Source organism: Arthrobacter sp. NyZ413 (assembly GCF_049390645.1).
Lineage (GTDB): Bacteria > Actinomycetota > Actinomycetes > Actinomycetales > Micrococcaceae > Arthrobacter.
Genome location: NZ_CP155434.1, coordinates 694,782 through 707,945 on the forward strand (window position 1 = coordinate 694,782; position 13,164 = coordinate 707,945).

General features: G+C 66.1%; 12 protein-coding genes. 4 read left to right on the plus strand and 8 right to left on the minus strand.

Going from position 1 to position 13,164, the window contains the following annotated elements:
• Positions 1–26 precede the first annotated feature (26 nt).
• The 8 genes from ABCW42_RS03330 to ABCW42_RS03365 form a co-directional block, all read right to left on the minus strand.
• Entirely contained in the window at positions 27–1,082 is a 1,056-nt protein-coding gene (locus ABCW42_RS03330) for an ABC transporter ATP-binding protein (protein WP_423183510.1), read from the minus strand.
• Positions 1,079–3,139, minus strand: a complete 2,061-nt coding sequence (locus ABCW42_RS03335; protein WP_423183511.1) for a dipeptide/oligopeptide/nickel ABC transporter permease/ATP-binding protein — start codon at positions 3,137–3,139, stop codon at positions 1,079–1,081. Before ABCW42_RS03335 ends, ABCW42_RS03330 begins: the two co-directional genes overlap by 4 nt.
• A gap of 7 nt (positions 3,140–3,146) precedes the next feature.
• Positions 3,147–4,124, minus strand: coding sequence for an ABC transporter permease (locus ABCW42_RS03340; protein ID WP_423183512.1), 978 nt, complete (start codon positions 4,122–4,124; stop codon positions 3,147–3,149).
• Positions 4,125–4,285: 161 nt separating this feature from the next.
• Positions 4,286–5,482 (minus strand): iron-containing alcohol dehydrogenase, encoded by a 1,197-nt coding sequence (locus ABCW42_RS03345; protein WP_423183513.1) that lies wholly within the window; start codon positions 5,480–5,482, stop codon positions 4,286–4,288.
• Positions 5,475–6,611, minus strand: a complete 1,137-nt coding sequence (gene aepY / locus ABCW42_RS03350) for a phosphonopyruvate decarboxylase (protein ID WP_423183514.1) — start codon at positions 6,609–6,611, stop codon at positions 5,475–5,477. Before aepY ends, ABCW42_RS03345 begins: the two co-directional genes overlap by 8 nt.
• On the minus strand, positions 6,590–7,447 hold the full coding sequence (locus tag ABCW42_RS03355) for an isocitrate lyase/phosphoenolpyruvate mutase family protein (protein WP_423183515.1): 858 nt from the start codon (positions 7,445–7,447) through the stop codon (positions 6,590–6,592). The genes aepY and ABCW42_RS03355 overlap by 22 nt, the downstream gene beginning before the upstream one ends.
• Positions 7,448–7,542: 95 nt before the next feature.
• Positions 7,543–7,764 (minus strand): hypothetical protein, encoded by a 222-nt coding sequence (locus tag ABCW42_RS03360; protein WP_423183516.1) that lies wholly within the window; start codon positions 7,762–7,764, stop codon positions 7,543–7,545.
• A 4-nt stretch (positions 7,765–7,768) separates the two neighbouring features.
• The gene (locus ABCW42_RS03365) at positions 7,769–8,581 is read right to left on the minus strand and encodes a COG4280 domain-containing protein (protein WP_133205159.1); all 813 of its coding nucleotides are present in this window, start codon (positions 8,579–8,581) and stop codon (positions 7,769–7,771) included.
• A 251-nt stretch (positions 8,582–8,832) separates the two neighbouring features.
• Between ABCW42_RS03365 and ABCW42_RS03370 the strand changes: the two genes are divergently transcribed.
• The 4 genes from ABCW42_RS03370 to ABCW42_RS03385 all read left to right on the plus strand — a co-directional run bounded on the left by ABCW42_RS03370 (position 8,833) and on the right by ABCW42_RS03385 (position 13,143).
• Positions 8,833–9,471, plus strand: a complete 639-nt coding sequence (locus ABCW42_RS03370) for a Chromate resistance protein ChrB (protein WP_423183517.1) — start codon at positions 8,833–8,835, stop codon at positions 9,469–9,471.
• A 288-nt stretch (positions 9,472–9,759) separates the two neighbouring features.
• Entirely contained in the window at positions 9,760–10,746 is a 987-nt protein-coding gene (locus ABCW42_RS03375) for an ABC transporter substrate-binding protein (RefSeq protein ID WP_423183518.1), read from the plus strand.
• A gap of 113 nt (positions 10,747–10,859) precedes the next feature.
• Complete coding sequence (locus ABCW42_RS03380) at positions 10,860–11,732, plus strand: TauD/TfdA family dioxygenase (RefSeq protein WP_423183519.1); 873 nt, start codon at positions 10,860–10,862, stop codon at positions 11,730–11,732.
• Between the two features lie 85 nt (positions 11,733–11,817).
• Positions 11,818–13,143 carry an MFS transporter gene (locus ABCW42_RS03385; protein ID WP_423183520.1) on the plus strand — a complete coding sequence of 442 codons (1,326 nt, stop codon included), beginning with the start codon at positions 11,818–11,820 and terminating at the stop codon, positions 13,141–13,143.
• The last annotated feature ends 21 nt before the right edge of the window (positions 13,144–13,164 follow it).

Below are 13,164 nucleotides of genomic sequence, written 5' to 3' on the forward strand. Positions count from 1 at the left end.
TAAGGACCCGTTGTTGGTGCAGGACCTTAGTGCCGTGGGCCGCCGGCCGTTTCCGGGCTGTTGAGCCAGCACCGCACGTCGTGTCCCTCCTCGTCCACCGACGAGACGGCAGGCATCTGCGTGAAGCAGACATCCATCGCGAAGGGGCAGCGCCGGGCGAACGGGCAGCCGGTCGGGGCTGCCGCCGACGCGGCGCCGCCACCGCGGCCGATACCCGGCACTTCGGCCGCGTCCCGGCCGCGACGCGCCGGATCGGGGGCCGACTCGATCAGCAACTGGGTGTAGGGGTGTGTAGGATGCTGGGTCACGCTTTCGCTCGGCCCGCGCTCCACGACGTGTCCGCGGTACATCACCAGGATTTCGTCCGCGAAGTACCGGGCGGAGGCAATGTCATGGGTGATATAGAGGATGGCCAGATCCTGCTGCTGCTTGAGGGTCGCGAGCAGGTTCAGGATGCCAAGCCTGATGGACACGTCCAGCATGGAGACCGGTTCGTCCAGCAGCAGGACCGAGGGCGAGGCCGCCAGCGTCCGGGCGATCGCGATGCGCTGCAGCTGGCCGCCGGAGAGCTCGTGCGGGTACTTGTCCAGGAATTGGGACGCCGGATGGAGTTGGACGGTGGACAGAAGTGTTTCCAGTTGTTCTTCGATGCCCCGGCGCCCGGCGTGGTTACCGTGCAACCGCAGCACCCGGGTGAGCTGGTAGCGGATGGTGTGGACGGGGTTCAAGGACGCGAACGGGTCCTGCAGGAGTAGTTGCACTTCCCCGACATAGCGGCGCCGCTGGCGCCCGGTGCGGGGGTGCACGGGTTCCCCGTGCAGCCGCACCTCGCCGGCTGATGCCGGGAGCAGCTGGGCGAGCAGACGGGCAACGGTGGACTTCCCGGAGCCGCTTTCGCCCACGAGCGCCACGGTGGACCCGGCGCACAGGGCGAGGTTGACGGCGTCGACCGCCACGACCTTCCGGTGTCCGCCGGCGGACCTCCCGCCGGCAAGATGGAAGGTCTTACCGAGGCCGTTGGCCTCGAGCACGGGCTTCTTGACAGTTTCGGACAGGGGAAGCACCTCGATTCCGGCGTTCATCTGGGCAACTCCTCTTGGATGAGAGCGTCCACGGGACGCAGTTGTAGGGTTTCATCCACGTGGTGGCAGGCGACACGCCGTACGTCGCCGGCGGCATTCGGCGTGGAGTCCTGGCCGGGCTGATCCACCAAGGCCAGCAGTGGCGGGTCTTGCTGGGCGCAGATGTCCGTGGCGAGCGGGCAGCGGGTGTGGAAGGCGCACCCCGTCGGGATGCTGCGCAGGTTCGGTGCGGCACCGTCGATCGCGGCGAGTTTCCTCCGTGGGCCGCGCAGGACCGGGAAGGAGAGCAGCAGGCGGCGGGTGTAAGGGTGTCGTGGCTGGTGCTGGATCTGGGCTGCGTCACCGAGCTCGACGAGTTCGCCCGCGTACATCACGGCGATCCTGTCGGCGATCTCCAGTAGGAGGGACAGATCGTGCGTGATGAAGATGAACGAGCTGTCCAGCCGGGTGCGCAGGTCCATAATGCAGCGGATGATGTCGCGTTGGACCACGACGTCCAGTGAGGTGGTGGGTTCGTCCATGATGACCACGGCAGGGTCCAAGGCAAGGGCCATGGCGATCATGACGCGCTGGCGCTGCCCGCCCGAAAGCTGGTGCGGGTATGAACCGAGCCGGGACCGGTCGATCCCGACGAGATCCAGGAGCTCCCCGACACGTTCCTCCCTTGCAGCGGCGGCCATCGCGGGCCGGTGGGCGCGGATGGTGTCCTCGAGCTGGGTGCGGACGGTAAGGACCGGGTTCAGGGAGTTCATGGCGGCCTGGAACACGACAGCGGTCTCTTCCCAGCGGTAGCGGCGGAGTTGGGCCTGGCTCGCGGAGAGGACGTCCAGCGGGGGAACGGGGGAGCCGTCCTTGGCGCGGCCGAAGTACTTCACGGAGCCGCCGACAACTTCGCCCGGAGCCCGCAGCAGGCGGGTCACGGCGAAGGCCAGGGTTGATTTGCCTGATCCGGACTCGCCTGCGATGCCCAGGACCTCCCCCCGGCGCAGGGTCAGGTCTACGCCCCGCACGGCCGGAAGGCCTCCGTGGGCGGTCCGGTAGTCGACGCGCAGCCCTTTGATCTCCAGTACGGAATTCCCGCCCTCGGACGGTGTGGCGGCGTGGTCCGCGTCGTGGTCCAGCTGGATGAGGCGGCGGGAGAAGCCGGTGCGTTCGCGGGCTGTCTTGACGCGGCCGACGCCGCGCAGCCGGGGGTTGACCACTTCGTCGATGCCCAGGTTGATCAAGGCAAGCCCCATGCCGACCAGCGCGAGGCAGATCCCGGGGGGAACGTACCACCACCACGCACCGGTCAGGAACGCGTTGCTTGATTCGGACCAGCGCAGTACCGATCCCCAGCTCCAGCTGGCGACGTCGCCGAGGCCAAGGAATGCCAGGCCGGTTTGGACGACGATGCCGGACAGGACGCTGAAGAGGAAGCCGGTGGCGATGATGGCTGTCTCGTTGGGCAGGATCTCGAACCAGACGATGCGCCAGGCCGGCTCCCCGGCGGCGCGTGCCGCTTCGACGTAGTCGCGCTTGCGGATCGACATGGTCTGCGCGCGCAGCTTGCGTGCCCCGTGGGACCAGGCTGTCAGTGCGATGACGGCCGCTGTGACCACCCAGCTGACATTTCCGAGGTAGGCGATGATCAGGATCTGCAGGGGGAGCACGGGGATGACCAGGAAGATGTTCGTGCCCAGTGACAGGACTTCGTCTGCGGAGCCGCCAAGGTATCCGGAGGTGATTCCGACCAGGATCGCGACTGTCTCGCTGATGAGCGCGGCGAGGAAGCCCACTTCAATGCTGAGCCTGGTGCCGGCGAGGACCTGGGAGAGGACGTCCTCACCCAGTGCGGTGGTGCCGAGCAGGTGCTGGGCAGAAGGGGGCATGAGGACGTCCGGGCCCGTGGCGGAGGGGTCGTACGGTGCGATCCAGGGCCCGATGATCGCGACGACGGCGAACACGGCGAGGATCGATGCGCCGATGAGGACCTTGCGGGAGCGCAGCCAGTGGCGCTTTTTACGGCGTGGGCGGGTGCTGGTGACGACTTTGGTGATTTCGGCGGTGGATGTCATGGATGCCTCACGCGTTCCGGGTACGGGGGTCGAGGACGAAGAACGCCACATCCGCGAACAGGTTCGCGGCCAGGACGGCGAACGTCGTGACAAGAAGGATGGCCTGCAGCAGCGGGAAGTCCTGGTTGCTCACGGCCTGGAACATCACGTAGCCGATGCCGGGGAAGGAGAAGACTTTCTCCACGAGCAGCGAGCCGCTGACGACCAGGCCAAGCTCCATGGCAAAACCGGCGACGGCCGGGAGGATGGCGTTGCGGGCCGCGTAGTTGAGCATGACCCTTCTTGAGGACAGGCCCTTGGCCTGTGCCACGACGACGTAGTCCTCGGACAAGGTGGTCACCATCATGTTGCGCTGCATCAGCATGTGGCCGGCGAGTGAGCCGATGACGATCGTCAATGCCGGCAGGATCGAGTGGTAGAGCAGGGTGCCGATGAACTCAAGGCTCAGGCTGGGCGGCACCGACGGGTCGTACCCGCCGCTGACCGGGAACCAGCCGAACCCGACGGCGAAGACAGCCACCAGCAGCAAGCCCACCCAGAAGTGCGGGATTCCGCGCAGGAATGCCCCGACCGGGAGTACGGAGTCCATCCACGTTCCCCGGCGCCAGCCGGCGATGCAGCCCAGAAGTGTTCCCAGCAGGGACGCCACGAGGGTCGATACCCCGAGCAGGCCGATCGTCCAGGGCAGGCTGTCGGCGACCACCGAGGAGACGGGTGTCGGGAAATAGGTGAACGAGAGTCCGAAATCTCCGTGGAAGAGGTGTTCGATGTATTCCACATATTGCTGGAACAGGTTCTTGCTGCGGTCCAGGCCGAAAGCCACGGCGAGGGCTTCGCTGGACTCCGGTGACAACTGGCCGTTGAACCGCTCCATGACAGTCTGGACCGGATCCCCCGGCATGAGCCGGGGCAGGAGGAAATTGATGGTGATGGCAGCCCACGCCGTGACGAGATAGAACGCTAGGCGTCGTGCGAGGAAGCGCATATGCTGCCCTCTTTCGTTCGCGGTCGCGACCGTTGAGGTTGGCCTCGACTCTGATGACCTTTGACGTTTCCTAAGAGCTGCGCGACTCCCCGTTCACAAGAATTGCTATCAGCTGTTAGTTTATAAGCCTAACCTAACCTAACTTTTTCGTGAAGGCCGGGTCAAGCGTTTTGTGGCATTTTTCGTGCAACATTGGCGGCGGATGGTCCGCCGAGGCGGCCGTCCGACAGGATGTGGCGGATGGCTTCTGGCCGATCGATGGGAACCGGGTGGGTCGCCATCCGTGAGCGGACGGCAAGGCCGGCGTCGACGTAGCCCTCGAGGGCGCTGCCGTTGAGGGAGGGCAGGCTGACAAGGCGGGCGCCTTGGGCGCCGTCGAGGTGCTGTCTGAGGGTAGCCACCGCGGCGCGGGTTGCCTCGTCCACTGTCCCGGGTCGCCGGGCGCTGGCCTGGGCTTCAATCCAGGACATGCTTGCCGCGCAGGCGAATCCGTGGGGGACGCCGTAGGCGGCCGTGAGATGGTAGGCGAAGGCGTGGGCGCCGGTAGTCCGCGTCTGGGCGATCGCTATCCCGGCGACGGCCGCTGCGAGCAGGAGCAGGTGGCGGCCGTTCTCGGAGTTCGCCGGATCCTCGGCCCAGCGGTTCCCCGGGGACAGGGGAGCGGTGCGGGCCAGGTGGGTGGCGAGGTGGTCCCGGGCGGCGTTGGCGTACACGCGGGACGACGGTGTGCGGGCCAGGCTCCAGCCGGACTCGATCGCATGGCACACGGCATCCAGGACCGCGGCGAGGCTGTGCCGGTCCGGGCACGTTCGAGTCAGCTCGCCGTCGAGGACCGCGAGGTCGGGGCGGCATTGCGGAAGGTCGAGGGAAACCTTGGCCTGCCCGCGGTACAGGGTGGCGAAGGGGGTCATCTCGGCACCGGTTCCGGCGGTCGTCGGTACGGCAACGAGGAGCGGGGGGTCCGGCCGCAACGATGAGGCGTCCCCCCGCAGCCCCGAGTCCACCAGGCGGGGATCGGGCCTGAGCAGGCGCGCCGCCTTGGCCTGGTCGATGGCAGAGCCGCCGCCGACGGCCAAGACGATGGCTGGTCGGGTTCCGGCGATGGCGCGCGAGAGATCCAGTGCGTCCTGGACGGACGGATTGGGCCGTGTCAGTCCGTAATGGTGCGCGCCGTGGCGTACGAGGGAGGCCAGGGCCGGGACTGCGTCGACGGTCCGCCGGCTCGCGACGACGAGCACCCGGCGGGGGGAGCGGCCGACGATCTTGCTCAGGGCTGACGCGGCGCCGGTGCCTTCGATCAGTTGTGGTGCGCGTCCGAGTTTGGAGGCGTTGAAGAGCAGGTTCTGGAGCTCATGCATGGCTGGGGGCCGCTGCTGCTGGAAGTGTCGCGTCCTGCAGCCGGGCCGCGATGTGCGGCAGGGACAGGGATGCGCCGGCACGCTGGGGGGTTTGTCTGATGGTTCGTCCTGCCCGGACGAGGATGAAGTGCGGGCCGGGGGCCGCCGCAGCGGACGCGAGCTGCTGCTGCAGGGCCGCGGCGGTGTCCACCGTGGAGGCGGCGCGGTATCCGCAGGCTTTCGCGACGGCGGCAAGGTCGGTGGTTCCGGAGGTGCTTTGTTGCGACCCGGTCGACTCGTACCCGCCGTTGTCGATGACCACGTGGACGAGGTTGGCAGGCTGTGCGGCGCCGATGGTCGACACGGCGCCCAGATGCATGAGCGCGGCGCCGTCGCCGTCCAGGACGATCACGGTTTTCTCCGGCGCCGCGTTGGCGTAGCCCAGCGCGAGGGAGGAGACGTGTCCCATGGATCCTTGCATGTAGAAGTTCTCCGGCCGGTCCTGGGCGTCATGAAGGTAGCGCGAGGTGAACCCGGTGGTTGCGAAAATCGCCGTGCCGGGCGGGCAGGCGTCCGTGACGGCTGAGGTCACATCGGCGGTGTCGGGTCCGCCCGTGGGCAGGGCCGGCGTAGCGCCGGGGTGCTGGCTGATGGAGCGGTGGGGGAGCAGCAGGAACGCGCTCCTACCGCCGGAGATCACCTGCTCCGCCCGGTCTAGGGCCGCATCGAGGGATTCGGCGGTGAGGATCGTGTGCCAGATGCCCAGGGCCGAGAGGATCGTCTCCGTCGTCTGGCCCATGAGGGCGTGCTGGGGCTCGTCTGCGGCGGGGTCGGGCCAGCCCCGCATGCTGACAAGGGCAAGCACGGGAACGGCATAGGGGTGACACAGTGAGGTCAGGGGATTGATGAGGTTGCCGAGACCGCTGTTCTGGAGGAAGACCGCTTCGCGGCGGCCGGCGAGCCGGGCGCCGACGGCGCCGGAGAGCGCGAGGCCTTCGTTGGCGGCTGCCCGGTAGTGTCCGGAGGCGCTCAGGTGCGCGATCGGGCCGGCGAAGGTGCTGCAGGGGACGCCGGATCCCTGGTTCCAGCCCCGGGCTGCGAGGCCTGCGATGAGATCACAGCAGTCGATCATGCTTCCAGCTCCAGCCATTGGTCCATGCGCTGCAGGTCGAAGATCTCCTTGACGCTGGCGATCTGTCCTTCAAGGGCGCTTGAGCAGCCGTCGTTGAGCATGATGGAGAAGGCGGACATGACCGCGCTGACGGTGGCCCTGAGCCCTTGGTTGGCGTGGATGACGATCGAGGCTCCCGCGTGGCCGGCGTCGCTGGCGCTCCATTCGTAGTACGTCGTGGGGACGATCACCACCGGGAGCCGTCCGCCCCAGCGGACCATGAATTCTTCGACCTCGGTGTGGGTCTTTGCCTTGGAGTGGATGAGGATGGCGTCGGCTCCGGCGTCGGCGTAGGCATGTGCCCGGGCCATGGCCTCGTCCATGCCGGCTCCGGCAATGAGTGCCTCGGTGCGGGCGATGACCATGAAGTCCGGGTCTTTCTGGGAGGCCTTGGCGACGCGGATCTTATGCGCGAACTCGCCGATCGGGGCGAGCATCTGGCGGTGACCGGCGAAGCTGTTGACCTTGGGGAAGACCTTGTCCTCGATGCAGATCGCCGCGACGCCGGCTGCTTCGTACTGCTGGACGGTGTAGGCGGCATTGAGTTCGTTGCCGAATCCGGTATCGCAGTCGGCGATGACCGGCAGCCCGCAGGCCTGGTTCATGATCCTGGCAGCGGCCAGGTAATCGCTGATGCCCAGGAGCCCGACGTCCGGCAGGGCGTGGGCTGCGGAGACTTCAAGCCCTGAGGCCCAGACCGCGCGGTATCCGGCCCGTTCGGCAAGGACGGCGCCGAGTCCGTCATGGGCTCCTGCCGTCAGGACGGGGGCCCTGCCTTCTCGGATGAGGCTGCGCAGGTGTGCGGCTTTGGACATGACGACTCCTTTTCTACAACGGATGTGGAAGCGGCCCGGTGCCAGGGCAAGCGGCTGGCACCGGGCCACGATCTGGGCGGCAGCGCTCGCGGCGGCTAGTCGCTCGGGTGCTGCTTGACGTCGATGGCCAAGGCCACGACGAAGGATGCCGCCAAGGCGACGGCCAGGATCGGGGGCAGGAGCAGCGACTCCTCGAAGCCGTTCAGGACGAACCCTGCCCCGACGACGAGCGGGATGAGGACCGATACGGCGATCTTCCAGTCGTCGCCGATGATGAAGTCGTACCAGAAGTGGAAGAATCCCTTGATGAATTTCATGGCTTTAGGCTTCCTCTCGGACGCTGACGGGCTGGATGATTTCGATGACCGGGACCTGGTCCGCGGGCACCTTCAGGATCTTGACGAGGATCGCCGAGAGCAGCACCCACCCGGCGAGGATCGGCAGCAGGACCAGGTCCGACATCACCCATTCCAGGCTCGTGTGCGAGGGGGTCAGGGCTCCCAGGCCCTCCACGGCCCAGAACGTGCCGAAGGTGGTCAGCAGCAGTCCGACGCCGAACTTGAGCGTGTTCTCCGGGACCTTGGTCAGCGGGGCATGGATGACGATGGCGGCGAGCAGGACGACGACGACAGCGGCGACGGCGCCCATGATGGCGACCGGCATGTTGTTGGCGTTCAGGCCGAAGGTGATGACGATGAAGACAACCTCAACGCCTTCAAGGAAGGTGCCCTTGAAGCTGACGACGAAGGAGAACCAGTCGAGCCCGAAGCGGACCTTGTCTCCGGCCGCGGCAGCAGCGTTGACCTTGTTCTGGTAGATCCGCGCTTCGTCATGCATGGCCTTCCGGCCGGCCGAGCGCAGGATGGCCTTCTTGAGCCATTGCAGTCCGAAGATCAGCAGCAGGACTCCGATGACCAGCTGAAGACTCGATCTCGGCAGCCAGTTCGCCAGCGCGTATCCGGTCACCGCGGTAAAGCCGGTGAGGGCGACTAGCGCCGTTCCGACACCGTACAGCGTGGACTTCCAACTCCTGGTCATGCCCATGGCGAGCACGATCGTCAGGGCCTCGACCATTTCCACGATCGCGGCCACGAACACGGAGATGGCCAAGCCCCAGTCGGTACTTGAACCCATGACAACCACCTTTCTGGTTTCGTAAATTTTTGCGTTCGTTGACCATGCTAACGACTGTTAGATCCATTAAGCAACAGTTAATCTGAAATCTAGGCATGTAAGTTAGCTTCCTACTGGAACGGCTGATCGTTTCGAGAGGAAGTCGCGGCGCATTTGAGACTTGGCGGCCGTCAAGGATCCAGAGGGCTGTTCGTCACGGTACTTTCGAGCGTCCGCGGGGTACGATTGTCTTGCTCGAGTGAGGAGACCAGATGAGCGTCAATACGAACAAAGAGGCCCCATCCGACGGTGAGGTTGTCATGCCCGACTTGGCGGCCGCCGCCTCCGACGGGCGGCAGGCGGCGAAGGCTCAGGGCTCGCCGACGTGGTTGCTCCTGGTCTACCGGGTGCCGAGCGAGCCGACCCGCCTGCGTGCCGCCGTCTGGCGTAAACTGCGCAACCTGGGGGCCATTTACATGCAGAACTCGGCAGCGGCGGTACCACGTACTGCGGCAAGCGAACGGGCCATGCGGGCACTGCGGAACGAAATCGTCGAGTCGATGTCCGGGAAAGCCTTCCTCATCAACTCCACCTCGATCATCGGCGAAACGGATCTGGTCGAGATGTTCAATGAGGCCCGCAACGAGGAATACGAAGAGATCCTCGACAAGTGCCGCGATTTCCACGCCGGGGTCGAGAAAGAGGTCCGGGAAGAGCACTTCACCTACGGTGAGCTCGAAGAAAACGAGGAAGACCTCGTCAAGCTCAAGGGTTGGTACCAGAAGGTCAAGGCCCGCGACATGCTCGGGGCCTCCCTGGCGGACAAGGTTTCGGACGCGCTGGCGGACTGCGCCTCCACGCTGGAAGAATTCGCTGCCCGTGTCTACGAAGCCGACAGCGCGGCACTCTGACACAAACGCCTGCTTTCACGAGCCCTGTATGAGCGGCTCCCGGAATCTGAACTGATCCCCGGGGGCCGCTCATTTCTTTCGGGCCCCGTAGCCGGCCTAGGCGCCGTGCCGGCAATCCCTCAATTGACGCCTCAAGGATTCGGCGCATGACACGGAACTTTTTGAAAAGTAACAGCTGATAGATCTATTCATGAGTATTTGTTAGTGATACGTTGTAGTGCATTAGCGAACGCGAGCGGACCGGTCCGTATCCTGCGAGATCGGAAGCCGCTCCAGAAGGAGGGTTCAATGGCTGAATCCCAGGAACCGCAGCTTTCCCTGCGGCTCGGCTCGAAGGCATCTTGGCTCGCCTACGTCGCCGAGCAGCTCGGGTACTTCAAGGACGAGAATCTCGCCGTCACCCTGCTGAACAAGCAGGAGATCAAGGATCTCGAGGCCGGCGGTGACCGTCTCGAGGCCCAGGTGAACTGGTTCCAGCACGCCGTCTTCGGCGTGGTCAACGGCAAACCCCAGCTCGCCGTCATGGTCCTGCATGACTCGCCCGGCATCACGGTGATGGTCTCGGACGCCGCCAAGGACGAGGTCCGCTCCGCCGCCGACTTTGCCGGCCGCCGCATCGCCGAGGGCGCCAGCCACTCCGCCAAGGGCATCGTGACCAGCTACCTTGCCACCCGCGCCGGACTCCCGAGCGGAAGCTACACCCCGGTGATGGCGGCGGTCGACGGACGCCGCGAAGCCGTCACCCAGGGACTCCAGGAAGGCACCGTCGACGTCTTGACGTTCATGGAGCCTATGACGAGCTACATGAAGGAAACGGGACTCGTCTCCACCCTTTACGACCTGGGCACCCGCGACAGCACGGTCGCCGAACTGGGCGCGGTCTGGCCGGCCGAATCGGTGCTCGTCACCCCGGAGTTCGCCAAGGACCACCCGGAAGCGGTCCAAGGCCTGGTCAACGCCATGGCCCGCACCCTTGAGTATGTCCGCTCAAGCACGCCCGAGCAGATCGCCGAACTGCTGTCGTCCACCTACCTCGCCGGCAAGGAAACCGCCGAGGCCGTCCAGGCCATCGCCAAGAGGTGGCCCACCCTGTCCCAGGGCGAATACACGATCTCGCCCGAATCCGCGCAGCTGATCATTGACGCGATCAAGGCCTGCCCGTTCGATGACACCGTCAGCGGACAGACCCGGGCCAAGGTCAAGACGGTCGACATCGATCCCTCCACCCTCTACACGAACTCCTTCGTCCAAGAGCAGAGCGCCGTCGCCTCCTGACACCGATTTCACCTCCACTCCGGCGAAGGCCCCAGCCGTGGACCTTCGCCGGAGCTGTCTCCGCAGTGCGGCCCCGCGCCGCCAAGAACTTCCGGCCCGTAAGGAGCCCGCCCATGGAACACCTGACATTTCCCCCGTCCATCCTCGACACCACCCCGGACGGAGAGAACCCTTCCGTCCGTGCCTTCCGTGAAGACGTCTTCACCAGCCCAGGCTGGAGGGAGCATGGTCTGGCCATCATCGAGGGCATCCCGGTGCAGGAACCCGGGCAGGCGGCCAGGTACGCCGCTGCCGTCTCCTCTGCTCTGGGTCGCCTGCTTCCCCAGGATGGCGCAGGCCAGCTCGTGCGCGAAGTGAAATACCGCGGCGTGAAGCTCGGCGAGGGCGCCACTGGCCGGTACTCGGACAGCCGCGAAGGCGGACAATTCCACACCGACGGTCCCCACCGCCCCGATACCGCCCCGGACTGGTTCGCTCTCCTGTGCATCCGTCAAGCCAGGGTCGGAGGCGGACTCATCCTTGTCCCTACCGGGACAATCATCCGCGGACTCGACCCCGCCTCCCTGGCGGTGCTGCAGGAGCCGTTCCTCTTCGACCAGCGCGAAGACGGTGTGCCGCCCGTGCCGCGGCCTGTCCTGGAGCACCAGCCCGACGGCCGGTGGCATGTGAACTACCTTCGCGAATACATCGAGCTCGGGCACAAGCACCCGGCCGGAACGCCGCTTACTGACGGCCAGATCCGGGCGCTTGACCGCTTCGACCAGGAAGTGGCCGCGGCCGTGGCTGCACCTGACCGCCTCGAAGTCAAACTGGCTCCCGGCCAGCTGGCCGTGATCGACAACCGCCGGCTCCTGCACGGCCGAACCACTTTCGGAGACGACCCCCAAGACCGCGACCGGCTCATGCTGCGTACCTGGATCCGCGAACTGGCACCGGTCGGCGCCGCCGTCGCCGCGCCTCCCGGCGCCGTTGTCAGCGACCGGTGAGTCAGTCCGGAAATACCCATTGCGAACACCCTGAACTGCCGGGGGCGCACGGCCTGGCCGAACACGTCCCCGGCGTTCGCGCCTCATGACCGTCACGCGGGAGCTCGTGCGGCGTAGGCTCCTGGCCGCCGGCAGTTCCCTGCGCGTGCGCAATTACCGGCTCTACACGGTGGGGCAGTCAGTATCCGTTGCCGGCAATTTCATGCAGACACTGGCGATCGCGTTTCTCACCCTGCATCTGACCGGCAGCGGCTCCGCACTCGGACTGGCCGTGGGCATACGCCTTTTGCCGTATCTTGTTGCCGGCCCGATCAGCGGAGTGATAGCCGACAGGCACGACAAACGGCGAATGCTTTTGTTCACTCAGACTGCATGCGCCCTCTGCTCCGCGGTGTTCGGCGTGCTCGCCCTGACCGGTTGGATGACCTATCCGCTCCTTCTCGGTCTCAGCTTCCTCCTCGGCTGCCTCACGGTGTTCGACAACCCGGCCCGCCAGAGCATCATCTCTGAACTGGTCGAGGATGCGGACCTGTCCAACGCCATCATCCTGAGTTCGGTGTTGATCAATCTTGCCCGTGTGCTCGGTTCAGCGGTCGGAGGCGCGTTGGTTGCGATCATCGGCATTCCTGCCTGCTTCTTCTGCAACGCCGCATCCTTCGGATCCGTGATCGTAAGCCTGGTGATGATGCGCCCGTCCGAGATGTTCCGGTCGGAACGGGCCCCCCGTGCCCCCGGTCAGGTCCGGGAAGGGGTGCGGTACGCCTTGACGACCCGGGATCTCGCGATCACGCTGCTGATGATCATCGTGACCGGAACCCTTGCGTGGGAGTTCCCGACGACGCTGCCGTTGTTGGCCACGGATGCGTTCGCCGGCAACGCGGCCACTTACAGTGCTTTGGTCACGGCGATGTCCGTCGGCTCCATTGTCGGTGGGCTGGTCGCGGCCGGACGGCGCGCCGCATCTACCCCTTTCACCCTGTCCCTGACGGCGGCCGCCTGGGGTTCCACCATGATTCTCGCCGCGTTGGCCCCCACGATCGTGCCGGCCCTCGTGGCCCTTGCCCTTGTTGGATTCGCCAGCATTGCCTTCAACTCCGGTGCGAAGGCCAACCTGCAACTGACCGCACGGGCCGACATGCGGGGCCGGGTCATGGCGCTGTGGGCCATGTGCTGGGGCGGAAGCACCGTGATCGGCGCCCCCTTGATGGGCTGGATAGCACAGGAGTTCGGGAGCCGGTGGGGTCTGCTGGCGGGCGGGATCCCGACGTTGATCCTCGGGCTGGCGCTCCTGCCCTTGCTGCGACGCGAGGACCGCAACCTTCGTGGGCACCATCCCGGTCCCGACGATGAGCCGGACGATCCACGTGCCGACCCGTATCCTGACCCGACCGTGGGACCCCCTGCCGGATGACGGGCCTGCCGCTCATGGAGC